Source organism: Streptosporangium sp. NPDC002607, from assembly GCF_053592655.1.
In genome coordinates this window covers 23679-48729 of record NZ_JBSFWD010000034.1, presented here as the reverse complement: position 1 = coordinate 48729, position 25051 = coordinate 23679, and the positions used below count along the sequence as shown (strand labels likewise).

22 protein-coding genes are annotated in these 25051 nt (G+C 70.3%); 12 read left to right on the top strand and 10 right to left on the bottom strand.

Going from position 1 to position 25051, the window contains the following annotated elements:
* Nucleotides 1-56: 56 nt before the first annotated feature.
* The 3 genes from ACWD3H_RS31655 to ACWD3H_RS31645 are packed head-to-tail and all read right to left on the bottom strand — an operon-like array spanning nt 57 to nt 2000.
* The gene (locus ACWD3H_RS31655; protein ID WP_350955425.1) at nt 57-407 is read right to left on the bottom strand and encodes a hypothetical protein; all 351 of its coding nucleotides are present in this window, start codon (nt 405-407) and stop codon (nt 57-59) included.
* Between the two features lie 58 nt (nt 408-465).
* The gene (locus ACWD3H_RS31650; RefSeq protein WP_350918318.1) at nt 466-1089 is read right to left on the bottom strand and encodes a GntR family transcriptional regulator; all 624 of its coding nucleotides are present in this window, start codon (nt 1087-1089) and stop codon (nt 466-468) included.
* On the bottom strand, nt 1086-2000 hold the full coding sequence (locus ACWD3H_RS31645) for a DMT family transporter (protein ID WP_451957589.1): 915 nt from the start codon (nt 1998-2000) through the stop codon (nt 1086-1088). Before ACWD3H_RS31645 ends, ACWD3H_RS31650 begins: the two co-directional genes overlap by 4 nt.
* A gap of 224 nt (nt 2001-2224) precedes the next feature.
* Here ACWD3H_RS31645 and ACWD3H_RS31640 point away from each other — a divergent pair, with 224 nt between their 5' ends.
* The 3 genes from ACWD3H_RS31640 to ACWD3H_RS31630 all read left to right on the top strand — a co-directional run bounded on the left by ACWD3H_RS31640 (nt 2225) and on the right by ACWD3H_RS31630 (nt 5421).
* On the top strand, nt 2225-2584 hold the full coding sequence (locus tag ACWD3H_RS31640; protein WP_451957588.1) for a barstar family protein: 360 nt from the start codon (nt 2225-2227) through the stop codon (nt 2582-2584).
* Between the two features lie 435 nt (nt 2585-3019).
* Nucleotides 3020-5065: a sensor histidine kinase gene (locus tag ACWD3H_RS31635; protein WP_451957587.1), complete on the top strand. Its 2046-nt coding sequence runs from the start codon at nt 3020-3022 to the stop codon at nt 5063-5065.
* Entirely contained in the window at nt 5065-5421 is a 357-nt protein-coding gene (locus ACWD3H_RS31630) for a DUF742 domain-containing protein (RefSeq protein WP_355550099.1), read from the top strand. Before ACWD3H_RS31635 ends, ACWD3H_RS31630 begins: the two co-directional genes overlap by 1 nt.
* 34 nt (nt 5422-5455) lie before the next feature.
* Here ACWD3H_RS31630 and ACWD3H_RS31625 read toward each other — a convergent pair whose 3' ends face one another.
* The 3 genes from ACWD3H_RS31625 to ACWD3H_RS31615 all read right to left on the bottom strand — a co-directional run bounded on the left by ACWD3H_RS31625 (nt 5456) and on the right by ACWD3H_RS31615 (nt 10142).
* The gene (locus tag ACWD3H_RS31625; protein WP_451957586.1) at nt 5456-5947 is read right to left on the bottom strand and encodes a GNAT family N-acetyltransferase; all 492 of its coding nucleotides are present in this window, start codon (nt 5945-5947) and stop codon (nt 5456-5458) included.
* Nucleotides 5948-6105: 158 nt separating this feature from the next.
* Nucleotides 6106-9651, bottom strand: coding sequence for a BTAD domain-containing putative transcriptional regulator (locus ACWD3H_RS31620; RefSeq protein ID WP_451957585.1), 3546 nt, complete (start codon nt 9649-9651; stop codon nt 6106-6108).
* The gene (locus ACWD3H_RS31615; RefSeq protein ID WP_451957584.1) at nt 9651-10142 is read right to left on the bottom strand and encodes a GNAT family N-acetyltransferase; all 492 of its coding nucleotides are present in this window, start codon (nt 10140-10142) and stop codon (nt 9651-9653) included. The genes ACWD3H_RS31620 and ACWD3H_RS31615 overlap by 1 nt, the downstream gene beginning before the upstream one ends.
* Before the next feature lie 218 nt (nt 10143-10360).
* Between ACWD3H_RS31615 and ACWD3H_RS31610 the strand changes: the two genes are divergently transcribed.
* A complete protein-coding gene (locus ACWD3H_RS31610; RefSeq protein WP_451957583.1) occupies nt 10361-11761 on the top strand; it encodes an FAD-binding oxidoreductase in 1401 nt (466 codons plus the stop codon).
* 61 nt (nt 11762-11822) lie between these two features.
* Here ACWD3H_RS31610 and ACWD3H_RS31605 read toward each other — a convergent pair whose 3' ends face one another.
* Complete coding sequence (locus ACWD3H_RS31605; RefSeq protein ID WP_451957582.1) at nt 11823-12701, bottom strand: hypothetical protein; 879 nt, start codon at nt 12699-12701, stop codon at nt 11823-11825.
* A 492-nt stretch (nt 12702-13193) separates the two neighbouring features.
* On the opposite strand from ACWD3H_RS31605, the gene ACWD3H_RS31600 reads away from it, so the two are divergent.
* The 6 genes from ACWD3H_RS31600 to ACWD3H_RS31575 all read left to right on the top strand — a co-directional run bounded on the left by ACWD3H_RS31600 (nt 13194) and on the right by ACWD3H_RS31575 (nt 20743).
* Nucleotides 13194-15692: a discoidin domain-containing protein gene (locus ACWD3H_RS31600; RefSeq protein WP_355550086.1), complete on the top strand. Its 2499-nt coding sequence runs from the start codon at nt 13194-13196 to the stop codon at nt 15690-15692.
* Nucleotides 15693-16413: 721 nt separating this feature from the next.
* Complete coding sequence (locus tag ACWD3H_RS31595; RefSeq protein ID WP_451957581.1) at nt 16414-17916, top strand: sensor histidine kinase; 1503 nt, start codon at nt 16414-16416, stop codon at nt 17914-17916.
* 98 nt (nt 17917-18014) lie between these two features.
* Entirely contained in the window at nt 18015-18449 is a 435-nt protein-coding gene (locus tag ACWD3H_RS31590; RefSeq protein ID WP_355550082.1) for a roadblock/LC7 domain-containing protein, read from the top strand.
* Nucleotides 18446-18802 carry a DUF742 domain-containing protein gene (locus tag ACWD3H_RS31585; protein WP_451957580.1) on the top strand — a complete coding sequence of 119 codons (357 nt, stop codon included), beginning with the start codon at nt 18446-18448 and terminating at the stop codon, nt 18800-18802. Before ACWD3H_RS31590 ends, ACWD3H_RS31585 begins: the two co-directional genes overlap by 4 nt.
* A gap of 4 nt (nt 18803-18806) precedes the next feature.
* Nucleotides 18807-19391: a GTP-binding protein gene (locus ACWD3H_RS31580; protein ID WP_355620514.1), complete on the top strand. Its 585-nt coding sequence runs from the start codon at nt 18807-18809 to the stop codon at nt 19389-19391.
* Nucleotides 19392-19402: 11 nt separating this feature from the next.
* On the top strand, nt 19403-20743 hold the full coding sequence (locus tag ACWD3H_RS31575) for a cytochrome P450 (RefSeq protein ID WP_451957579.1): 1341 nt from the start codon (nt 19403-19405) through the stop codon (nt 20741-20743).
* 2 nt (nt 20744-20745) lie between these two features.
* Here ACWD3H_RS31575 and ACWD3H_RS31570 read toward each other — a convergent pair whose 3' ends face one another.
* The gene (locus tag ACWD3H_RS31570) at nt 20746-21045 is read right to left on the bottom strand and encodes a TetR family transcriptional regulator (protein ID WP_451957578.1); all 300 of its coding nucleotides are present in this window, start codon (nt 21043-21045) and stop codon (nt 20746-20748) included.
* 25 nt (nt 21046-21070) lie between these two features.
* Nucleotides 21071-22330: an RNA polymerase sigma factor gene (locus ACWD3H_RS31565; RefSeq protein ID WP_355550072.1), complete on the bottom strand. Its 1260-nt coding sequence runs from the start codon at nt 22328-22330 to the stop codon at nt 21071-21073.
* A gap of 198 nt (nt 22331-22528) precedes the next feature.
* On the opposite strand from ACWD3H_RS31565, the gene ACWD3H_RS31560 reads away from it, so the two are divergent.
* Both ACWD3H_RS31560 and ACWD3H_RS31555 read left to right on the top strand, forming a co-directional pair.
* Nucleotides 22529-23161, top strand: coding sequence for a TetR/AcrR family transcriptional regulator (locus tag ACWD3H_RS31560; protein ID WP_355620526.1), 633 nt, complete (start codon nt 22529-22531; stop codon nt 23159-23161).
* Entirely contained in the window at nt 23158-23838 is a 681-nt protein-coding gene (locus ACWD3H_RS31555) for a VC0807 family protein (protein ID WP_451957577.1), read from the top strand. The genes ACWD3H_RS31560 and ACWD3H_RS31555 overlap by 4 nt, the downstream gene beginning before the upstream one ends.
* 39 nt (nt 23839-23877) lie before the next feature.
* On the opposite strand, the gene ACWD3H_RS31550 is transcribed toward ACWD3H_RS31555, so the two are convergent.
* On the bottom strand, nt 23878-25041 hold the full coding sequence (locus ACWD3H_RS31550; protein ID WP_451957576.1) for an FAD-dependent monooxygenase: 1164 nt from the start codon (nt 25039-25041) through the stop codon (nt 23878-23880).
* Nucleotides 25042-25051: the final 10 nt, after the last annotated feature.

The window sequence follows — 25051 nt, the reverse complement described above, 5'->3', positions numbered from 1 at the left end:
ACGGAGCGGTTCAAACGTGTACGTTTGACCGCTTATTATTTGTCAATAATGTGAAATTAGTCGTATTCAAAATCCGGAAGAGCGGAAGGTGGTTCTGGACTGCGCCATACGACGACGTAGTCGTCGCGCGCGGCCTCCACCGCCGCACCGAGCCGATCGAGATCGAAATCCGGGAGATACCGGAGACGGGCGAGGAAGGTCGCGTCGGTCGCCGAGCTGGGCACCACGCACCCCTGGCCCCCTCGATCAAGAAGGATGTACAGGATGTCCGAGTCCGTATCGCCCACTACCCGCACCTCGACGACGTCCTCCCACGCGAGGGCGTCAACGCTGCCGTCCTCGTAGTGACGGGTCACGCCTTCTTCGGTGACATACACGTAGGAGTCCGGCACTGAGTTGCCGTGCATGGGCGCGATTGTGACCACTCCGGGGCTCCGCGTGCAATAGAACCGTGCAAGTCAGTGCCTAATGATCGCCCCAGCCGTGATCGAGATGCGCGGCGACCGCCTCCCTGGCGGCCTCCGCGGGGCCGCTGCCGATCGCGTCGAGCAGGTTCCGGTGCTCGGCGACCAGCACGTGCCGGTCGGAGTAGACGGCGCGCAGCCTCACCAGGCCGAGCCTGGTCTCCACGGCCAGCATGCCGTAGAGCCGCTCCAGCCGGGGACTGCCCACCGCGACGACCAGCGCCTGGTGCAGCGCCATGTGCTCGGCCACCATGTCCGACCAGGGGGCGTCCGCGGGCAGCGCGGCCATCCGCGCCAGTGCCGCGTCCGCCTCCCCGACCCGCCGGCCGGCCAGCGCGGTGGCCGTCAGTTCCTCAAGCGGGCGCCGGACGAACATCAGGTCGTCCAGGTCGGCCACGGTCACCTCGGCCACCTGGGCGCTACGGTGCCGCTCGCGCCTGAGCAGCCCCTCGTGCACGAGCACGGCGAGCGCCTCGCGGACCGTCGGGCGAGCCACCCCGTACAGGGCCGAGAGCTCCTGTTCCGGCAGCGTGGTGCCCGGGTCGATCTCGCCGGACAGCACCCGCCGGCGCAGGGCGTCGGCGAGCGCGCCGACGGCGGAGACGGGATGGAGCGGGAGGGTCACGCCGACGACCCTATTGCCCTTCTGTCCCGGCCAGGAGGAGAGACGCGCTCGGGCAGGGAGACCGCGACCAGACTGGCGCCGAGCAGCAGCAGGCCGGTGACCGAGACGGGCCCGAGCCGCTCGCCGAGCACGACGACACCGAGCAGCGTCGCCACCGCGGGCTCGGCCAGCGCGAGGGTGGCGGCGGTCGCGACCGGGGTGGTGCGCAGGCCCCTTCCGTACAGCAGGTAGGCCAGCGCGGTGGTGGCACAGCCCAGGTAGAGGGCGGTGAGCAGGCCGCGCGGCTCGGCGAGCCAGCCGGTGCCGGTCCACAGCAGGACGGGCACCATGACGACCGCCGCCCCGCCGAACATCAGCCCCATCACCGCGTCGGAGGGCGCCCCCGCGCTGATCGTCCGCGCGGCGGTGACCGCGTAGAAGGCGTACAGCAGGCCGCCGAACAGCGCGAACAGGACCCCGTCGGCCCGCACCTCGCCTCCCCCTCCGGTGAGTACGGCACAGCCGGCGATCGCCACCGCGGTCGCCGTCGCCCAGCGGCGGCTGGGCCGCACGCGGTCGAGCAGCCAGGACAGCAGCCCGGTGAAAACCGGACCGCTGCCGATGGCGACCACCGTGCCGACGGCCACTCCGGTCCTGCTGACCGCGGCGAAGAAGCACAACTGGTACGCCGCCACCGCCACCGCGGCCGCCGCGAGCGGGCCGAGGCGCGCCGGAAGGCGGCGCCCACGCGCCGGGAGCGGGCCGCGGGGGAGACGCAGGAGCCGCGCGGGGCCGGTGACGGCGGCGAGGACCAGGCCACCGATCACCAGGCGTGCGGCGGCCATGGAGACGGGATCGACCCCGGTGACGAGCAGGCCCGCGGTTCCCGCGGTCCCCCAGAGCACGGCGGCTCCGATCACGGCGAGTTTCATGGGGCGATTGTAGGCATATTGTCTGACAATCAGACAATGTCATTCCAGCGGGCGGCGGGAAGACACGCCGCCGTCCCGTTTTCCAGCGGGCGCGCGCGGGTAGTTCGGCGAGGTGAGATGTCCGAGAAGCAGTGCGAACCAGCAGCTCAGGGCGTGTGGTCGACGGTGAGCCGGGACGACGGCCGCCGCGCGCCCCTCCGCTGCGACGGGCGGGGATGATCGTGTTGTCCAGGGGAACGTTCCGCCAGGGGTCGGCGGAGGAGGTCGAGTCCATGCTCGGCACCGCGACGCCGCACCCGCTGAACGGCGCGAAGATCACCACTTCGGCCGAGGCGATGGACGCGATCGCCGAGGCCCTCGACCTGCCCGATCGTTTCGGGCACACCCTCGACTCGCTTTATGACGTGCTGACCGACCTGTCGTGGCTGCCACCGGGCGAGCACCTGCTGCTCTGGTCGGAGCCGTCGACGCTTCGGAGCGAGGACCGCCAGACCTACGACGCCATCCGGACCGTCCTCACCGAGGCGGTCGCCGATGACACACCCGGAGAGTCCTTCCTGTCCGTTCTCGTGCTGACCGACTGAGCCGTCGCCACGCAGTGCGCACAGAAGGCACCGCCACGACCCTCGGGACAGCTGCAGCGCCAGTCCAGCGTCTCGTCGACGATCCGGAACTCGACGCACGCGGCACCCTCGTCGACCTCGGCCGTCACCAACCGCGGACTGAAACGGACCAACTGCACCGCCAGCGTGCCGCCCTGGGCCCGCGCCGACTGTCCCGCCCGCTCAGCCTCGGCTTTGACCAGCTCCGCAATCGTTTGCATTGAAGGCTCCCCTCCTACCTAAAGAGACGTATCTGAGGTATGGAAGGTTCCAAACCGATACAGCACGATAAATCATCCCAACGTGACTCACATGCACATCTAGCACCAAGTGACCCGCATTGCTATGTTTGGCGACTGTTGACCACGCATCTCAGTAGTGCGAGGTATTATGGCTGGCCGAAAATACTCAATCAGGGTGAAAATTTTTACCTTACTTCTGGTACCAATTATATCCCTTGTAGTCATTTGGGCGTTTGCTGCCAGCCTGACGGTCCAGAGCGGCCAGGAACTCCTCAAGATCCGCGACGGCTACGCGTACGCGGTCCTGCCCGCCAGAACGGTGACCACCGCGCTCCAGCACGAACGGCTGCTGTCGCTGTCCGTCCTGGGAGACATCGACGTCTCGCGTGCGGAACTGGACGCCCAGCGCGTCCGTACGAACGCCGCGCGAGCCGAGCTGGAGCGGCTGATCACCGAGGCCCGTTCCGACCTCGTCCCGGGCACCTGGGAGCGGCTGAACCGGCTCCTTCGCACCATGGACCGGCTCACCGAGATCCGCAGCGGCGTCGACACCCGCACCGACACCCGGCTGCAGACGCTCGACGCCTACACCGGGATCATCGAGGCCGCCTTCGACGTCTACGAGAAGGTGCGGATATCCACCGACATCGAGTTGACCGACCAGGCGCGGGCCGTCGTCATGGTCGGGCGGAGCCGCGAGATCCTCAGCCAGCAGGCCGCCCTGATTTCCGGAGCCGTGGTCGAGGGGGCCATGAGCCCCTCGGAACGTGCCAGGTTCAGCGAGCTGGTCACCGGCCGCAGGCTCCTCTACTCCCTGGGCTTCGACCAGTTCGACGCCGAGTTCCAGGCCCTCTACACCCCCCTGCACGACTCCCCCGACTACTCCTCGTTCGAGGGGATCGAGAACGCCATCGCCACGTCGGCGGTCCCGGCCCCAGCCTGGGCCGAGGTCGCCACCCGTCTCTCCGACGGCTTCGACAGCCGCGCCGGAAAGGTCAGCGAACGCATCAGCGAGCGGTCCACGCCGCTCGCCACCGGCATCCTGACCCAGATCGGCCTCGCCGGCGGGCTGGGCCTGGTCGCGGTCGGGCTGTCCGTCTTCGTCTCGGTACGGTTCGGCCGGCGGCTGGGCGGCGAGCTCGTCGACCTCCAGCAGGCGGCCCTCGACCTGGCCGACAGGCGGCTGCCCGACGTGGTCCGGCGGCTGCGCCGGGGCGAGGACGTCTGCTCGGAGGCACCCGAGATCAACGTCGGCAGCACCACCGAGGTCGCCAGGGTCGGCGAGGCGTTCTCCTCCGTGCAACGGACCGCCGTCGAGGCCGCCGTCGGTCAGGCCGAGATGCGCAAGGGCGTCAACAAGGTCTTCGTGAACCTGGCCAGGCGCAGCCAGTCCCTGCTGCACCGGCAGCTGGCCATGCTGGAGACCATGGAAGGGCGGGCCCGCGACCCGGAGACCCTTGAGGATCTGTTCGGCCTGGACCACCTGACCACCCGGATGCGCCGCCACTCCGAGGGCCTGATCATCCTGTCCGGCGCCGTCCCCGGACGGGGCTGGCGGACACCGGTCACGATCTACGACGTGGTCCGCGCCGCGGTCGAGGAGATCGAGGACTATCCGCGCGTGACGATCAGCGTTCCGCACGGCCCGTCCGTGATCGGCGCGGTCGTCACCGACGTGATCCACCTGGTCGCCGAGCTGGTCGAGAACGCCGCCATGTTCTCTCCCCCGCACACCTCGGTACGCGTGCACGGCGAGACGGTCGCCAAGGGCTACGCCATCGAGGTCGAGGATCGGGGGCTCGGCATCCCCCCCGAGGAGATGGCCCGGCTCAACGCGCGGCTGGCCGACCCGCCGGAGTTCGACCTGGCCGACAGCGACCGGCTCGGCCTGTTCGTCGTCGCGCAGCTCGCCATCCGGCACGGCATCCGCGTCTCCCTGCGCCCCTCCCCCTTCGGCGGTACCACGGCGATCGTGCTGCTCCCGGGCGAGCTGGTGGTCGAACCGCTCGATCCCCGGTTCACCTACTCGGTCGAGGTCGAAAGGCTGCCCTCCGGCAACGGCCTCCCCAAACGGGTGCGCCAGACCGTACCCGCCGAACGGGCCGCCTCCGGCGACCCCGTCGCGGAGACCACCCCGGAGAGCAGGGGAGCCGTCCCGAGCGGCGTGCTCGCGTCGTTCCGCGACGAACGGCGGCGCACCGGGCAGGAGGGTGGGCCCTGATGACCGAGCGCTGGCTCGACCGGGAGGCCGGTCCGATCGTCCGCCCCTACACGATGACCCGCGGCAGGACCAGGGCCGCGGGGGCTCATTTCGACCTGATGGCCATGGTGGTGGCGGTCAGGGCCCCGCGCCGGGACCTGCCGCCCGAGCACATGTCGATCCTGAACGCCTGCCGCGCGCCGATCTCCGTCGCCGAGCTGGCCGGGGAGACCGGCCTGGCCGTCGGAGTGCTCCGGGTGCTCCTCGGCGACCTGCGCGACCACGACCTGATCACCGTACGGCTCCCCGCGGCTCCCTCCGCGATCCCCCGCGAGAACCTGCTCCGCGACCTCCTCGCCGGGCTCAAAGCCCTCTGAGCCCGCGTTACGCCTGTGCGCCGAGCATCACCGCTCAGTCGGTGGCCAGGCGAGCATGCCGCTCCACGTCATAGCGGACGCCCTGGTGACTCAGCTTGGCCCGCTCAACCCCCTCGGACCGGAATCCGGCCCTGATGGCCACCGCACAGGAGGCCGCGTTGCTGACCCGGTGTCCCAGCTCCAGGCGGAACAGCCCCCGTTCCCTGAACGCCCACTCGGCCATCTTCCTGGCGGCGGCCACGGCCACGCCCCGTCCCCTGGCACGCGGGATCGTCCAGTAGGACACCCAGCCGGTCTCGTGCGCGTCGATGTTGCTCACGGCGACGTTCCCCACGACCTCGCCGTTGGACACCACGGCGAACGCCCGCGCGTCATCGCGGAAGCCCCAGACCCCCATCCACTCCAGCGCCGCCTGAGCCGTGTCGATGGGCCGGGCCGCCTGCTCGGCCATGTCCGGGGAGCTGAACGCGTCGAGCACGACCCACATGTCGTCGGGTCGCCATCCACGCAACTCCACTTCAATCATGCCGTGCAGGGTAGCCCGGCGACCGTCCCGCGAAATCCACCGACGCCGGATCCGACACCGGCGGGACGGAGCCCACCCCATCGGAAGATCTTGTGAGAGCGACTATGGGGTGCCGCCCGCCCGCCTCGGCGCCGATGTGAGGGCTCCGGCCGGAGGGATCAGCTTTCGCGGATCTCCCTGGCCAGCGCGGCGCTGCGGTGTTCCAGGTGCCGCAGCCCGAGGCGGCGGTGGATCTCCCGCGCTCGCTCGGCGTGCGCCAGGGCGTCCTCGGCGCGACCGGTCCTGTGGAGCAGCCGGGCGACCACATCGTGGATCGTCCCCCAGGAGATGCATCCCGTTCCCAACGTCACCAGCTGTCCGGCGATGGGTTCCAGCTCCTCCAGCAGCCCGTACGGATCGGGACGGCCGATCCTGGCCGCGACGAGACCCCACTGCCAGGTGACGAACTGCCACGCCCAGTCACGCTCGACGGCGACGCCCCACCGGTCGATCAGACGGTGGGCGAGCGCCTCGTCCCCCGCCTCGATCACCGCCAGTACGGCGGCGGGGCGCAGCAGGCTGTTGGAGTCGTCCTCGGCGGCCTCAAGCAGTTCCGGCAGCAGCACCCCGTGTCGGCCCTGTGCCCAGGACGAGAAGAAGGCGCAGAGGAGATGGATGTACTCCGGGCCCCAGAGGCTGATGCGCCGGTAGCTCTCGGCGCCGGTCGCGGCAAGCCTCTCCACCTCCTCCCAGCGGCCGTCGAGCATCGCCCGCCCGGTCGCGGCGTAGGTCACCTGCGTCTCGATCTCCGGCATCCGCACCTCGCCGGTCAGGCGCAGGCAGCGGGCCAGCTCGGCGTCGTAGTCGGCCAGCCTTCCCTCGCGCAGGAAGGTCGGCATCCGGTGCAGGCGGGCGATGATCTCGGCGGCCCGGGGCAGGTCGGGAAGGGACAGGATCTCCTCCGCCGCCCGGTAGCGCTCCTCCTCGTACTCCGGGGTCCATGAGGCGATGACGAAGTTGTTGAGCGTGCGTGCGAGCAGGCGGTGGTCACCGGCCCGCCGGGCGAGCGCGACCGCCTCGGCCGCGAGACGCGCTCCCTCCCACCGCCGTTCGCTGTAGTAGAGCTCCACCCCGAGGGTTCCCAGCAGCTCGGCTCTGACCGCCTCCCGCCCGGGTGGCAGCCGGTTCAGCTGGTCCTCCAGCACGTCGATCATGCGCGTGTCCACCACGCCGTAGGCGCGCCAGTTCCACAGCGTCACCCCGCCGAAGACCGTCGCCGCCTCGATCACCGCCGCGTCGTCGCCCTTACGGGTGGCGAGGGTCACGGCCTCGTCCAGGGCGGTGTGCGCCGCGATCACGTCGCCGGCCACCCTGCGCGCCCGTCCCAGCTCGATGAGCAGGGCACCGCGGCTGAACGCCGGATCTGCGGACTGCGGATCGAGCGCCGCGAGCGCCTGCTCCCAGAACATGACCGCCTCGTCGTAGGCGAGGCGGGCCGCCGCCTGTACCGCCGCCCTGACGGCGTACGACGTCGCCTTGGCCGAGTGGCCGATCCTGGCCGCCATACCGAAGTGGTGGGCGAGCACGGGCAACCGCGGCTCCAGGTTTCCCGGGTGAAGATTCTCGACCGCCTCGCCCACCCGCCCGTGGATCTGCGCCCGCTGCAGCCGGCTCAGCCCCGTGTAGAGAGCCTCGCGGACGAGCGCGTGCGAGAAGCGATAGTCCCAGCCTCCGGCCACCTCGGTGAGCAGGCCGGTCGCCACCGCGGGTTCGAGCAGCATCATCATCCGGGCGCCGCCGATCCCGGTGGCGGCTTCCAGCACGTCCGCGTCGACGTCCCTGCCGATCACCGCGGCTGCCCGCAGGAGCGTCTGGGAGTCCTCGGGCAGCCGCGAGACCCGCTGGGTGATGACGTCGCGCACCCCCTCGGGGACGGAGAGGGAGGTGACGTCCGCGGCGGCGACCTGGTCCAGGGGCGAGACGCTGTCCAGCAGGCGGAGCACCTCGCCGAGGAAGAAGGGGTTGCCACCGGTACGGTCGTGCAGCGCGCGGGCCAGGGCCGGGTCGGGGCCGATGTCCGCACGGCCGGCCCGGTCCGGATCGTCAGGGCCCGCGTCGTCCAGGTAGTCGGCGACCTGCTCCCGCGTGAACGCGGTGACGTTCATCCGCTCGGTACCGCGCTGTCGGACCAGATCGCCGAGCGCGTCCGTCAGCGCCGGCCGCGCCTCGGCGGCCTCGGGGCGCAGGGTCGCCAGCACGAGCAACGGCACCCGGTGCAGCTCGCCGCCGAGAAAGGTCAGCAGCTTCAGGGATGCGGCGTCCGCCCAGTGGACGTCCTCCATGAGGATGAGCACCGGTGCCGCGCCCGCCCGTCGTGACAGCGCCCTGGCCACCGCGTCGTACAGCAGGAAGCGCGCGGTGTCGGGATCGTCCGCGACCGAGGCCCCGTCCGCGCCCGTCAACCGGCGGATCACGTTCTCGACCCCCGCTGCCTCCCGGGTCACAGTCTCAAGCCCTCCGGCGCCGGCCTCCGCCTCTTCTTCGAGGGCGGTCAGCACCTGGATCCACGGCCAGAACGCGGGCGCGCCACGCCCTTCGACGCACCGGCTCCACACCGGGGTGACGCCCAGTTCCCCGGCGATCTCGGCCGCGGCCTCCGCCAGACGGGTCTTGCCGACGCCGGACTCACCGCTGACCAGCAGCACACCTCCCGCACCACGGGCCGTGTCCCGCACCCGCTCCCGGATCCGGTGCAGGTGGGGCTCCCTGCCCACGAGCCTGCGCCCGCGCGGAGCTGGGGCGCGCCACTCCCTTGCCGCCCGGGGAGCCACGACGTCTTCTCCGCGAGACGATCCGTCCCCGCGCGCGGGCGAGATCTCCTCCCCTCGCGCGATCGACGGCCAGGAGCCTTCGAGAGACTCGTCCTGGTCGAGGATGGCCTGTTCGAGACGGCGCAGCTCAAGGCTGGGATCGAGCCCGAGTTCGTCACCGAGGAGGGTGCGGCAGCGCTGGTAGGCGGCCAGCGCCTCGGCCTGCCTGCGGTCGCGGTACAGGGCACGCATGAGCAGCGCCCAGGACCCCTCCCGGTAGGGATCGAGATCGAGCAGATGCCCGGCCTCGACGGCGGCCTCGCTGAACCTGCCGAGCAGCAGCCACGCCTCGGCCCGCGTGGACAGCGCCGACAGGCGCACCTCGGTGAGGCGGGCCACGGTGGGCCCCACGAAGGAGCGGTCGGAGAAGTCGGCGAGCGGCTCACCTCGCCAGGCGCCGAGTGCCGCGTCCAGAGACCGCTCGGCCTCCCCCGCCCGCCCCTCGGCCAGGGCGGCCTGCGCCTCCTCGACGGCCCGGCTGAAGCGGTTGGCATCCACCTGATCGGGCGAGATGTCCAGCAGGTACCCAGGCTCCCGGGTCCGCAGGACGCGAGCGGGGGACCGAGGGCTGCGCAGCGGTTCGAGGATCCTACGGAGCTGGGAGATGTACGCCTGGAGCGTTCCTGTCGCGCTGGACGGCGGCTCGTCGGCCCAGAGCCGGTCGATCATCTGGTCGAGGGGTGCGACATGGGGCGCGTTGAGCACCAGGAGCGTCAGCACGGCCCGCTGCTTGCGGGATCCGAGGTCGAGGAGCGCACCGGTGCCGTCGGCCACCTCCACCGGTCCGAGGATGCGGAAATCCAGGCATGCCGCAGCCTGGACGGTATCCGGTGCTTCGCCACCGTTCGCGAGCATCACAACTCCCGCACGAGCCACGCGACCGCCAATGCCTCGATCGCGGGTTCATCGTATCGGCAGGCCGCGATGGGGGTTCTGTCCGCGGCGACGAAACCGGAGGAGCCAAGGAGTGAGAACGTTCCCGGATCCGCCGCCGCCACACGGTAGCGCACCCGTTGGACGCCGTCCGCGCGCATCTCCGTCAGCAGGTCACCCAGCAGCCTCCGGCCGAGCCCCCGTCCCCGGTGTGGCAGCGCGACGGCCAGGGCTCGCAGGCGGGCGTCCCGGGCGGGCTGCCCCACCTCGACGAGGGCACCGGCCACCGGTGGATCGTCCACCGGCCGTGCCAGATCGACCAGCACGTACACCCGGCAGCGAGCGACCGACACCTCGGACAGGGCCTCCGCCAGGGCCTCGTCGAGCAGATCGGGACCCGTCGCACCCACGTATGCCAGGACCTCCCGCAACAGCAGGGTGCTGGAGGGCTGGGACTCCAGTGGCGACGACATGCGCGCAGCGTCCCATGGCCGTCTAGGAAACGACTAGGAGACCTCTAGGCCCTCGGCCGGGACCGGCGGCACCACTCCGATCGCCGTGGCCGCCGGGCACCCAGTAACAACCCAGCCGTCTCCAAGTGCCGGCTGCGATAACTGGCGGACCGGGCCGACCGAGGCCCTGCGACCTCGCCCCACGCCGCGAGTCGTCTCACACCATCGGGAGAACCCTCATGAGTACCGCCTTTTCCACAGCCGAGCAGCTCGGCGGAGAGCTGGAAGTCCTGCGAGGCCAGGTCGCCGGCCCTGTCCTGTCTCCTGGTCAGGACGGCTACGACGAGGAGACCGCGGGTTTCAACACCGCGGTCCGGCACCGCCCGGCCGTCGTCGTGGGCGCCACCCGCACCGCGGACGTCATGGCGGCGGTCCGCTTCGCGGTCCACCACTCCCTTCCCGTCGCCGTGCAGGCCACCGGGCACGGCGCCGTCCAGGCCTCCGACGGGGCACTGCTGATCAACACCTCCAGGATGCGCGAGGTCACCGTCGACTCGTCCAGCCGCACCGCGCGGGTCGGCGCGGGCTGCCGCTGGGCGGACGTCATCGCGCAGACGACCCCGTACGGCCTGGCGCCCCTGAGCGGCTCGTCCTCGGGCGTGGGGGCGGTGGGCTACACGCTGGGCGGTGGCATCGGCCCGATCTCACGGACCTTCGGCTTCGCCGCCGACCACGTACGGGAGATCACCGTGGTGACCGCGGACGGCATGGTCCGGGTGACGGACCCGGACACCGAACCCGACCTGTTCTGGGGACTGCGCGGCGGCAAGGGCAGCTTCGGCGTGGTCACCTCCATGGTCATCGACCTGTTCCCGGTGTCGACCCTGTACGGGGGCGGCCTCTACTTCAGCGCCGAGGACACCCCCGCCGTCCTGCACGCCTACCGGACCTGGGCCGGCACGCTGCCGGAGGCCACGACCACCTCGGTGGCGATGCTGCGCCTGCCCCCGGTGCCCGAGCTCCCCCCGCAGCTGCGTGGCCGCTTCGTGACCCACCTGCGCTTCGCCCACCTCGGCGACGCCCACAAGGCGGAGGCCCTCCTCGCCCCGATGCGGGCCGTCGCCGAGCCGATCTTCGGCGAGATCGCGCAGATGCCGTTCAGCGCGATCGACTCCGTGCACCGGGACCCGGTGCACCCCATGCCGAGCTGGGATCGCGGTGCCCTGCTGCGCGAGCTCGGCGCGGAGACCGTGGAAGCGCTCCTGGCGGCGGCCGGCCCGACGGCCGACGTGCCGCTGGCCGTCGTGGAGGTGCGCCAGCTGGGCGGGGCACTGGGCCGCGAGCCGCGCCGGCCGAACGCCGTGGGCGGGCGGGACGCCGCCTTCGGCGTGATGGTGATCGGCGCCCCCGTTCCCGAGCTGCTCGACACGGTCATCCCGGCCGTGGGCGGTGCCGTGCTCGCCGCCCTGGCTCCCTGGCAGACCGGCGGGACGCAGCTCAACTTCCACGGGCCGATGCTCGCCCCCGAGGACCTGGCCCGTGCCTGGCCGGAGCCGACACTGCGCAGGCTCAACGCCCTCAAGGACCACTACGACCCGGCCCGGGTGTTCCGCTTCGGCCACGTCGTGCCCCGCGTCTGAACGCTCCGATTCACCGGTAGGCGAGGGGGCCTGCCGGCGTGACGATCGTGCGCGTGTCCACCTAAACGGTGTTGCGGTACACGTCCCGCTGCCACCCGCTGTGGGAGGAGCAGACCCCCTGGATCCCGCCCGACATGCTCACCATGCCGTCATTGCACATGACCAGATAGCCCGTCCCGTCGCGGAAGTTCTCGATGCACGGGAAAACCGCGCAGGCGTCGTCCGCGGGCTGGTGAACCTTGCTCCCCGTGTCACAGAAGGTGAACCCGTAGGCGTTGGCGGGTGCTCCGCAGAGCGGGCCGGTCGGCAGCGCGGGCAGCGTGGGGGTGGCGGTCACGGTGGCGGTCACGGTCGGGGTGGCGGTCACGGTCGCGGTGGCGGTCACCGTGGCGGTGGCCGTGGCTGTCACGGTGGCGGTGGTGGTCACCGTCGTGCTCACCGTGACCGTGGTGTGCACGGTCGGGGTCACCGAGGGCGTCGCGGTGACCGTCACCCTGGCCGCGGGGGTCGAGCGTGCCACCGGCGGCACCGTCACCGACGTGGAGAACGCACCGCTTCTCCGGTAGGTGCCGGTGCCGAGATACCTCTCCTGCCAGGCCGTCCGGCCTGCCTGCACCGACAGGGTGGTCGTGACCGTCCGGCACGCCCCCTTCCCGCAGACGCGCTGCTTCACGGCGAACCGCCTGGTGCCGCCGTACCCGCTGGTCACCCGCACCCTGAGGTAGGACTTCCCGCCGGCCCTCACCACCGAGGTCCTGACCACCCGCTTGGCCGCCGAGGTCCCGGCCGCCTGCCCGCTCGTCCCCACGGAGGTCCCGGTCGTCTGCCCGTCCACGCCGGCGGCGGAACTCGCGGCGGAGGCGGAGAAGGTGCTCCGGGCGTCGATGGCCCCCAGGCAGCCGATGACGGCGACAAGAACCGCGACAGCCGCGGTGGACAACGCGAAAGCTTTCATAGCACCACAAATATCCCGCATATCAGAATTCCTATAGATAAATAATTAATCCGCACTTATATCATTTAATCTCATTAATTGAGCCAGCATCCTCGGAGTCCGCCGCCGCGGGGTGCTCGGCGGGACACCCTCGACCGGCACCCAGTACGTGATCTTGTAGACCGGCCCGCGGGGATCGGACACGGCGGCGGGATCCGGCGGAGCCCAGGGGACCCGCGGGGACAGCGCACAGACCTCGGCGGCCCAAGGCGTCTCCCACGCGCGGGGACGGAGCCCCGATCCACCCCATCCGTGACGCGCGACCTATTGACCCCATGTTTCCGACGAGTTAAATTAAGTGTAGAAATAAGGCGTTGATTTACGGGTGCCGTAGTCGCGCCTCATCTGCTGTCGGACCTTCCACCCCCCGGATCCACTGTGGAGACAAGCATGAGAGGTCTGTTCCGTCCTGCCGCCTTATGGACTGCCACGGCAGTCGTGGCGGCTCTGCTCGCAGTACCGTCGAGCCCGGCCTTCGCCGACACGTTGTTGTCGCAGGGCAAGACCGCGACGGCCTCCTCGACCGAGAACGGCGGAACCCCGCCGGCCGCCGCGGTCGACGGCGACACCAGCACCCGCTGGTCCAGCGCGGTCGGCGACTCCCAGTGGCTCCAGGTGGACCTGGGCGCCTCGTCCAGCATCAGCAGGGTCGTGCTGAACTGGGAGGCCGCGTACGGCAGCGGATACAAGATCCAGGTGTCCGAGAACGGGACCACGTGGACGGACCTGAAGACCGTCACCGGAGGTGACGGCGGAATCGACACCTGGGACGTCACCGGCAGCGGCCGGTATGTCCGGATGCAGGGCGTCACGAGGGCCACCGGCTACGGATACTCACTGTGGGAGTTCCAGGTCTTCGGTGGCGGCTCGAACCCCGTGGGCCAGTGCGGGACCACCAACGCCGCGTTGAACAAGCCCTCAACCGCGTCGTCCACCGAGAACGGCGGAACCCCCGCGAGCGCCGCCTTCGACGGCAACAACGGGACCCGCTGGTCCAGCGCGGCCAGCGACCCGCAGTGGATCCAGGTGGACCTGGGCTCGCCCCAGACCATCTGCAAGATCGACCTGCGCTGGGAGGCCGCGTACGCGAGCGCGTTCAAGCTCCAGGGGTCGACCAACGGCACCACCTGGACCGACCTGAAGACCGTCACGGGCGCCACCGGCGGCGTTCAGTCGCACGAGGTGAGCGGCTCCGCCCGGTACGTCCGGATGCAGGGCACCACCCGAGCCACCGGCTACGGATACTCACTGTGGGAGTTCGCCGTTTACACCACGTCTGACGGTCCGGTGATCCCCGGCGGCGGCGATCTGGGACCGAACGTTCACGTCTTCGACCCGTCCATGTCCAGCGCCGGCATCCAGAGCCAGCTCGACGCCGTCTTCCAGCAGCAGGAGTCGGCCCAGTTCGGCACCGGGCGCCACGCCTTCCTGTTCAAGCCGGGCACCTACAACGTGAACGCCAAGGTCGGCTTCTACACCTCGATCATGGGTCTGGGGCAGTCCCCCGACGACGTCACCGTCAACGGCGTGACCGTCGACGCGGGCTGGTTCGGCGGCAACGCGACCCAGAACTTCTGGCGCTCGACGGAGAACCTGTCGGTCCAGCCGCCCGGCGGTACCAACCAGTGGGCCGTCTCCCAGGCCGCGCCGTTCCGTCGCATGCACATCAAGGGCGCGCTCAACCTGGCCCCCACCGGCTACGGCTGGGCCAGCGGCGGCTACATCGCCGACAGCAAGATCGACGGCGCCGTCGGCCCGTACTCGCAGCAGCAGTGGTACACCCGGGACAGCTCCGTCGGCGGCTGGGTCAACGGCGTGTGGAACATGGTGTTCTCCGGGGTGCAGGGCGCTCCCGCCACCGCCTTCGCCGACAAGTCCTACACCACGCTGGACAACACCCCGATCAGCCGCGAGAAGCCGTACCTCTACGTCTCCGGCAACGAGTACCGGGTGTTCGTCCCGGCCAAGCGGACCGACGCGCGCGGCGTGAGCTGGGCGAACGGCGCCACCCCCGGAACCTCGATCCCGCTCGGCCAGTTCTACGTCGCCAAGCCCGGTGACACGGCAGCGACCATCAACGCCGCGCTCAGCCAGGGCCTGCACCTGCTGCTCACCCCCGGCATCTACCACGTCAACCAGCCGATCAACGTGACCAGGGCGAACACCGTGGTCCTGGGTCTCGGCCTGGCCACGATCATCCCCGACGGCGGCGTCAGCGCGGTCAAGGTCGCCGACGTGGACGGCGTGCGGCTCGCCGGCTTCCTGGTCGACGCGGGCCCGCAGAAGTCCGACGTGCTCATCGAGGTCGGCCCGCCGGGGTCGAGCGCCGACCACGCCGCCAACCCGACCACGCTGCAGGACGTGTTCGTCCGGATCGGCGGCGCCTTCGCCGGCAACGCCACCACCAGCGTGGTCGTCAACAGCGACGACGTGATCATCGACCACACCTGGCTGTGGCGCGGTGACCACGGCGACGGCATCGGCTGGAACGTCAACACCGCCGAGACCGGCCTGATCGTCAACGGCGACGACGTCCTGGCGACCGGCCTGTTCGTCGAGCACTACCGCAAGTACGACGTCGAGTGGTACGGCGAGCGCGGCCGGACGATCTTCTTCCAGAACGAGAAGGCGTACGACCCGCCGAACCAGGCGGCCTACATGAACGGCAGCACCAAGGGCTGGGCCGCCTACAAGGTCGGCCCCGCGGTCAACACCCATGAGGGCTGGGGTCTCGGCAGCTACGTCTACTTCAACGTCGACCCGACGATCGAGGTGGAGAACGCGTTCGAGACCCCGGTGAAGCCCGGCGTCAAGTTCCACAGCCTGCTCACCGTCTCCCTCGGCGGCAACGGGCGGATCAACCACGTGATCAACGGCACCGGCGGCCCCGCCTTCGGCACGGCCACGATCCCGTCCAAGCTCGTCTCCTACCCCTGAGGCACTCTGAGCCCGCCTGATCAGCGGTGGTCAACGCGCTCTCCTCGCTGATCAGGCGCTTCACCCCCACGCCGTGGGTCTCCGCTGTCGCAGGGAGGCCCACGGCTTCGGCGTGGCGACGGAGCGCCGAACCGTCGGGACCGGGGAGAGTCCCGGGCCACACAACCCAACGGCTCACAATAAGCAAAATGTACGATATAGAAATGATTGTCCTTTTTTCAGGCGGATACTCGGACCCGGATGAGCGACGAGGAAAAGCGCGGCGAACCGGCGGCCCGTTCCCGACGCGAGAGCAGGACAGCCCCCACCCCCGTCTCCATCGAGGCGGCAAGGCCGCACACCTCGAACCCCCACGGAAAATCATCACCACATATCCATAAATGTCCGAATGGCGAGCATTGGTCAATGGAAGCATTGACTCGTGGTTGATTAAAACTGAAACACATGGTTCGAGAGTGACTGTCTGTTCTTAGTCGTAGGCATGGTGCTACGGTATGTGCCTGTTCACGCTCTGCTGTGAAACGGCACCGCATGGCCGTCCTGTCTCGCAGGGGGAACAGCAGGTTCGACGCGGCCTTGTCATGCTCTGCCGCCACCCCCGAGGACGCCGATGTCAGTAGATGTACCCCGCCGGGCGCAGAGAAGGTTTTCACCGGGGGAACTGGCGGTCCTCGCCTCTCTCGGCACCATGATCATTACGGTCTGCGCGTGGTTGTGGGCGATGTCCGCCGCCCCTTACGAGGCCAGAGAGCTGATGGCGCTCGTCGGCGGGGTCTCGGCCGTACTGCTGTCCGGCGCCGCCGCGGCCATCGTCCACTATTCCGGCACCGGTCGCCGGCTGCGTGAGCAGGCCGAGTGGGCCGGCGCGCGGTTCACCTGGCTGGAGCGGGAAGCACTGCGAATGGCCGAGGAGTCGCTGCCCTCGCTGGGGCGTCAGGTGCGGGACGGCGCCTCGGTCGCCGACGCGCTCTCCCAGGTGCCGCAGCCTCCGGACGGCCCGCTGCGGCACCTGCTCAACGCGGCCGGGCACGAGCTCGAACTGCTCGAACGCGAGCGCGCCGTCGCCCAGGTGTCCCGTGAGGCGACCGAGCACGAGATCTCCCGGCTGATCGACGACACGCTGCCGGAGCTGGTCAGGCGGATCCAGACGAACCGGATGTCGGTGAGCGCCGCACTGGCCGAGATACACCAGCCGGGGCACGACCCGCTGCGCGACCTGCTGCGCGAGACGGCGCGGCAGCTCTCCGAGAGCGAGCGCAGGGGCACCGCCGTGATGGCGGCGTGCGCCGGGGCCGCGGCCCGGGTGCAGGCACAGGCCACCAGCCTGCTCGCCCGGCTGCGCGAACTGGAGGAGCAGTACGGCGAGCACGAGGAGATCTTCGCCGACCTGCTGGACCTGGACCACCGCATCTCCCAGATGAGCCGGCTGGCGGACAACGTCGCGCTGCTGAGCGGCGGCCGTTCCGGGCGGCGATGGACCCGGCCGATCGTCATGGAGAGCGTCCTGCGCGGCGCGATGGGCCGCATCGGCGCCTACCGGCGCATCCGGCTGCACTCCACCAGCACCGTCGCCGTCGCGGGGTACGCGGCCGAGGGCGTGATGCACGCGCTGGCCGAGGTGATGGACAACGCCGCCACGTTCTCGGCGCACGGCACCGAGGTCCACGTGTACGTGGACGAGGAGGACGCCGGCGTCGTGATCACGGTCGAGGACAGTGGTCTGGGGATGCGCCCGCGCGAGCGGCAGCACGCCACCAGGCTCGTATCCGAGCCGCTCGACCTGCGGACGCTGTCCGGTACCCGGCTGGGCCTGGCGGTCGTGGGGCGCCTGGTCGACAAGTACGGCCTGACGGTCAGCTTCCGGTCGTCCGCCCGTGGTGGCATGGGGGTCGTGATGCTGATCCCGCGCCTGCTGATCACGCAGCCCCTGTCGGCCACCGTGCCGCCCGTCGTCGAGTCGTCGGTCCGCCGCCCCGTGAAGGCCGCCGTACCGGCACCGGCCCTACCCGCGCAGGAGGGGCCGGCCGACGAGTCCGAGGATCTGCTGCCCAGGCGGCGCCGGGGGCAGACGCTGGCTGAGGCGACCAGGGCGCGGCAGACATCGCCGGCCAAGCCCGCGCGCGAGGGGCGTGACTCGGCGGCGAGGTTCGCCGCGTTCCGCCAAGCCGGCGGCCGTGGGCGTACTTCTTCTTCGGCCCCTTCCCCGGCCCCGGGCGACTCCTGACACGCGTCTGCCGACCACCGGACATCTTTGGATTCACAGATGAGGAGGCAGGGGCCGTCCCTCCCGCGCCCGCGCCGAAGGGGCACCCCGTCGTTTCTATGAGCACAACCGACGCTTCGCACACCACCGATCGTGACTTCGACTGGCTACTGGAGAACCTCAAGGAGAAGACCCCGGGGATCAGGCATGTGCTGGTGCTGACCAGAGACGGCCTGAAGATGTGCTTCACCGCCGGCCTCGGCCGGGACGGGGCCGACCAGCTCTCCGCCCTGGCCGCCGGGATCCAGAGCCTCTCGCTGAGCGCCTCCGCCGAGTTCGGGGACGGCATCGGAGCGGGGCAGGCGATGGTGGAGTTCGCCGGCGGGCTGCTGCTCATCGTGCCGGCCGGGGACGGCGCCCACCTGGCCGTGGTGGCCGAGGAGGACGGCGAGGTGGGGCTTATCGCGCACAACATGAACGAACTGGTGGAGCAGATCGGGGTGTACCTCACCGCGGCACCTCGGCAAACGGAGAACAGCGACGACCGCGGATGACACGGCGAGCCATCGACCGAGAAGACCCGGACCGGCTCTACACGGTCACCGGGGGGCGTACCAACGCCGATGAGAAATCCTTCGACTCCGTCTCCCTCATCGTCAGCGAGTGCGCCCCCACCCCCGGTATGCAGTCCGAGCACATCAAGATCCTGCGGATGGCCCAGCGGCCGACGGCGGTGGTGGAGATCTCGGCGGAGCTGCGACTGCCGGTCAGCGTGGTGAAGATCCTGCTGCGCGACCTGCTGGACACCGGTCGCATCACCGTCCGTCATCCGTCGATCGCCGCACATGCCGAACGACCGGATCCCGAAATCCTGAGGCAGGTGCTCGTTGCACTCCACAACCTCTGACCAGATGGCGGCCGCCGTGCGAACGCCGCTACGCACGACCGCCACGGACGCCCTGAAAATCGTGATCGTCGGCGGGTTCGGGGTGGGCAAGACGACCATGGTCGGCTCGGTGAGCGAGATCCGCCCGCTGAGCACCGAGGAGGTCATGACCCAGGCGAGCGTGGGCATCGACGACGCCAGCCGGGTACGGACCAAGACGACCACCACGGTGGCCTTCGACTTCGGCCGGATCACGCTGAACGCGAGCATGGTGCTTTACCTGTTCGGCGCACCCGGTCAGCAGCGGTTCTGGTTCGTGTGGGACCAGTTGTTCGCCGGCAGCCTGGGCGCGGTCGTGCTGGTGGACGCCCGCCGCCTGGAGGATTCCTGGTACTCCATCGACCGGCTGGAGCACCACCGGACCCCGTTCGTCGTCGCAGTCAACCGCTTCACCGACGGGCCCACCCTGGATTCGGTGCGCGAGGCGCTCGCGCTGTCGCCCGAGGTCCCGCTCATCGACTGCGACGCGAGAGAGCGGTCCTCGTGCAAGCACGTGCTGATCACGCTCATGGAGCACCTCACCCGCACCCACGACCAGTCGCCCGCCTGAGAGAGCATGCCGTGACGAACTCCCCTCCCCCGCCCGACTCCGCAGCCCCGTCCGCCGCCTCGCCCACATCTCAGAATCCCGAGCCGAGACGGGGGCCGCTGGAGGGATACACCGACCACGCCGATGCCGTACGGCTGCACGCGTCACTGATCGACGACGATCCGGCCGCGATATTCCAGGAGATGCGCCGCGAGCACGGGCCCCTCGTCCCCATTCTCCTCGACGACATGCCCGCCTGGTTCGTGATCGGTTACCGCGAGCTGCACCATGTCACCAGCCAGCCACAGTTGTTCGGCCGCGACCCCAGGCGCTGGAACATGCGGGATCACCTCCCCCCGGACTGGCCGTCGCTCCCGTACGTGACATGGCAGCCGTCCGTGATGTACTCCGAGGGGGTCGAGCACCAGCGGCGGAGTGGCGCCATCAGCGACGCGCTGGACACCGTCGACCGCACCGAGCTGACCCTGATCTGCGAGCAGGTCGCCGACCTCGCGATCGACGAGTTCTCAGGGGACGGCCAGACCGACCTGATCTCCCAGTACGCCTACCGGATTCCGGCTCAGGTCGTCACCCGGCTGTTCGGGCTGTCGGAGACCGACCTGCCGGACCTGGTCAAGGACGTCAACCACGTGCTGGGCGGGAGCGAGGAGGCCGCCTCGGCGCTTCCCCGAATTCTGAACAAAATAGGCCGGCTTATAGCCGACAAGCGCACCCTGCCGGGCCACGACATCACCTCGCATCTGCTGGCACACGCCGCACGGCTCACCGACGAGGAGATCGTCCAGGACCTGATCGTGTTGATGATCGCCTCCCACGACAGCAGCGCCAACTGGATCGGCAACACCCTGCGGCTGATGCTGGTGGACGACCACTTCTCGATGAGCCTGCAGGGTGGCCGCAGCAGCGTCGGCGAGGCGCTGAACGAGGTGCTGTGGAAGGATCCTCCCTCGCCGAACCTGCCCTCACGCTGGGCCGTGCAGGACTGCGAGCTGGCCGGGCGGCGCATCCGCCGGGGCGACATGCTGGTGCTCGGCGTCGCCGCGGCCAACGCCGATCCGCAGGTGCAACCGGCCGCCCATGCCGGCTCCGGCGCCAACCGGGCGCACATGTCCTTCAGCCACGGCGAGTACGGTTGCCCCTTCCCTGCGCCCGAGCTCGGCGAGATCATCGCCAAGACGGCCGTGGAGGTCCTCCTCGACCGGTTGCCCGACGTCTATCTCACCGTGAAACCGGACGCGCTACGATGGCGCCCTTCGCTGTGGGTTCGCAGCCTGGAGGCCCTGCCCGTACGGTTCAGCCCGACCGTGCCGACCGGCCAGAGCCCGTCGAACACCAGGGACGCCCCCGGGTGAGGTCAGGCCGGAGCGGAGTCCGGCGACCGGTCCACGGCGAAGCCCGTGGCGGACAGGGAGAGCAGACGCTCGATCAGGTCGTGGCCGGTCGACTGCTCACTCGCCCAGGCGATGCCCGCCACGAGGGCGAGGAGTTCGCCGATGCCGACGCCCGCCCGGCGTGCGACGTCCCGGAGCGAGGCGTCGGTCCCGTGTTCGGCGAAGGCCTCCCTGGCGACTGCCAGCAGCCGCTCGTAATTTTCGCCACCTGGCTGGAGCGGGAGGGCAGGAGCAGGTTCGAGGCCACGGACCGCCCCTGACATCGCCCGACGGGGGTTCCGCTTTCGCTCATCCGTGGGTGGCGGCCGCCCGGGCGAGGAAGAGGGTCCGCTCGCGCTCGTTGCGGGTGAGTTCGGCGGCCCGTTCGAACTCCTCGCGCGCCTCGTCGAGGCGGCCCAGTCTCACGAGCAGATCACCCCGTACGGCGGGCAGTTGCGGATAGCCCCTCAGCGCGCGCTCCGCCGCCAGCCCGTCCACGATCTCCAGGCCCCGCGCCGGGCCGTACGCCCTGCTCACCGCGACCGCGCGGTTCAACTCCACCACGGGTGAGGGGGCGAGGTGGGCGAGCACCCGGTAGAGGGCGGCCATCCGTTCCCAGTCGGTGTCGTCGGTGGACCGCGCGCGGGCGTGGCAGGCCGCGATCGCGGCCTGCAGGCCGTAGGGACCGAGCGTGCCGAGCGCCTCGGCACGTTCGAGCGCCTCCAGCCCCCGGCGGATCAGTAGCCGGTCCCACAGCCTCCGGTCCTGGTCGGGGAGCAGGACCGGCTCGCCGCCCGGCCCCGTCCTGGCCCGGAGGCGCGACGCCTGGATCTCCATCAGGGCGACGAGGCCGTGCGCCTCGGCCTCCCGCGGCATCAGGCCCGCCAGGATCCGGCCCAGGCGCAGCGCCTCCTCGCAGAGCGAGGGGCGCATCCAGTCGTCACCGGCGGTCGCCGAGTAGCCCTCGTTGAAGATGAGATAGACGACCTCCAGCACCGATGCGAGACGCTCGCCCAGCTCGGCCGGGGCGGGCAGCTCGATGCGCACCCGCTTCTCGGCGAGGGTGCGCTTGGCCCGGAAGATCCGCTGCCCGACCGTCGGTTCCGGCACCAGGAAGGCACGCGCGATCTCCTCGGTGGTCAGGCCGCCGAGCAGGCGCAGGGTGAGCGCCAGGCGCCCCTCGGTGGACAGCACCGGATGGCAGGCGGTGAAGAGCAGGCGCAGCACGTCGTCACCGATGTGGTCGTCGAGGGCGTCGTCCAGCTCGGCCTCGGCCGCTTCCTGACGGATCTCCATGTCCCGGCCGACCTCTTCGAGCTTGTGCTCGTAACGGGTCCTGCGGCGGAGCAGGTCGATCGCCCGGTGCTTGGCGGTCAGCATGAGCCAGGCTCCGGGATTATCCGGTACGCCGGATTTCGGCCACTGCTCAAGCGCCAGGACCAGGGCGTCCTGCGCGAGCTCCTCGGCCAGGCCGACATCGCGCACCATCCGGGCAAGCCCCGCGATCACCCGCGCGGACTCGATCCGCCAGACCGCCTCGACCACCCGATGAGGATCACCAACCGCCATGCCTCCCGATCCAACCATCCCGCCCGCACTCGCGGCACCTTTCGATCCCGTCGCCCGAGGCCCCCGGACACGACGCGGGCGCGCACGGGCCGCGTGCCGCTCACCGGCCGGCGAGCGGCACGCGAATCGGACGGGACAGCCGGCCTTACCGGGCCCGGCACGCTTGCCCGCATTACTCGTATGACGTATTTTTTACTCATGCAAGTAAGTCAGGGCAGGGAAACACCCGCCGAGCGCTCCTTCACCGGCGCGGCCAGGCGCGCCCAGATCATCGAGGCGACCATCGAGACGATCGCCGAGCTCGGCTACGGCCAGGCGTCCTTCGCCCGGATCGCCGAACGGGCGGGGCTGAGCAGCACCCGCCTGATCTCGTACCACTTCGCCGGCAAGGACGAGCTGATGAGCGCGGCCGTCGCCGAGTTCTACGATCACATCGGACGGTTCATGGCCGGGCGGATGGCCGGCGTGACCTGTGCCCGTGACGCGCTGCGCACCTACATCACCGCGCTGGTCGCGTATATCGCGGACAACCGCCCACGGATGCGGGCGATGATGGAGATCTTCCTCAACTTCCGCGACGAGGGCGGAGCGAGCCGCTCCTACGACGAGGGCGACGAGAACGAGGTCCTCGGCCACCTCCAGCGCATCCTGCGCGACGGGCAGCGCGGCGGCGAGTTCCGCGACTTCGACACCTTCGTCATGGCGGCGACCGTGCAGCGCGCCCTGGACGGCCTGCCGTTCCTGCTGGAGGCCAGACCCGATCTCGACCTCACCGCCTGCGCCGAGGAACTGGTGACGCTGTTCGACCTGGCGACCAGGAGCGAGCCGTGAGCGCCCCGAGCGGGCGGCGCACGCTGCTGCGCCTGCTGGTCGACCTGCTCGTACCGGCCGCCCTGTACTACGTGCTGCGCTCGGCCGGGATGAGCGTCTACCTGTCCCTGCTCGTCACGAGCGTGGTGCCCGCAGCCATGGGCACCTACACGCTGGTCAGGGAGCACAGGGTCGACGGGCTCTCCGTTTTCATGACGGCCATGATGGTGCTGGGCGTGGGGGCGTCGCTGATCAGCGGCAGCGAGCGGTTCCTGCTCGCCAGGGAAGGGTGGCTGACGGCCGCCGTCGGGCTCTGGTTCCTGGCCAGCCTGCGGGTCGGGATGCCGCTCACCTTCCTGTTCAGCCGGCCGCTGCTGGAGCACAGGTTCCCGGTCCGCGGCACCGGCGAGACGTGGGACGTGCTGTGGGAGCGGATCCCCCGCTTCCGCAGGGCCTGGCGGGTCACGACCGTCCTGTGGGGCGCCGGCACCCTCCTCGACTCCGCGGCGCGCGTGGTCATGGCCTACACGCTGCCGGTCGACGCCGTCCCCGCGCTCGGCACCGCTCTGTACGCCGGCACGTCGATCACGCTCATGGTGATCGCCAACGTCTACTTCGTCACGGTGGGACTCTTCGACAGGCGGAGCGCGATGTACGCGCCGCTCGACCGCGAGCGCGCCCCGACACCCTCCACCTGAAGGAGCCCGCCGATGACCGGCGTCCTGACCCGCGCCGGGTCAGCGGCGCACCATCGACGGGTAGTCCTTGAGGGTTATGTTGGTCGCGAACCTGTCGGTCAGCCTCAGCATCAGCTTCAGCAGGAATCCGTAGCGGAAAATCCAGTTGCGCATCCGGATCCGGCCCGGGGTGCCGGGGGCGAGGAAGGGACCGGCGTTGCCGTTCCTGGCGATCCTGGCGTAGCCGCGGAACCCCTCCTCGTAGCGCCGGAAGGCGACCTGATGGTCCCCGTCCGCCGCCGCGAGCTCTCCGGCCAGGACGTACGCGCCGACCATGGCCAGGCCGGTGCCGAAACCGCCCAGCGTGTTGCCGTAGGCGGCGTCACCGAGCAGCACGACGCGGCCCCTGGCGTAGTGCTCCATCCGGACCTGGCTGATCGAGTCGAGGTAGAAGTCGTCCGCCTGCCGTACCGCGTCGAGGACCGCGGGGGTCTGCCAGCCCATCCCGGCATAGGCGTCGATCACGATCCGCTTCATCGCCTCCACGTCGTAGCGGTCGTAGTCGAGCAGCGGCGAGGCGAAGGCGAAGAAGGCATCGGCTCCGGGCCCCCCGATGGCGACCAGCCTGCCGGGCTCGTTGTACATTTTCGCGATCTTCCCGAAGCACTGCGGAAGGTCGGCCAGGGCGTAGTAGTGGCCGAGGAAGCGGACATGGTCGGCCTCGGGGCCGAAGGCCAGCCGGCGAACGTTGGAGTGGATGCCGTCCGCGCCCACCACCAGGTCGAAGACCCGCGGAGCGCCGTGCTCGAACGTGACGTGGACGCCGCCCTCGGTCTCGGTGAGCGAGGTGATGGAGTCGCCGAAGACGTACCGGCACCCGGCGGCGAGCGTCCTGTCGTACAGCAGCCGGGACAACTCCCCGCGCGGGATCTCCAGCTCGCCACCGGTGAACTCGCCGGGCATCACCGCCAGCCTGCGGCCGTTCGCGTCAACGATCTCCTGGTCGGTCCCGCCGGTCTGCAACCGCCGTACGTCCTCCAGGATGCCCATCCGCTCCAGCACCGACAGGTGGGTCTCGCCTTTGAAGTCGACCGCCTGGCCTCCGAGGCGCAGGGCGGGGGCCTTCTCGACCACGGTCACGGTGTGGCCGTAGCGGTTGAGCCAGTAGGCGAGAGCGGGGCCGCCGACACTGGCGCCGGAGATCAGGACGTTGCTGTTCCTCATGTCCCCGAGC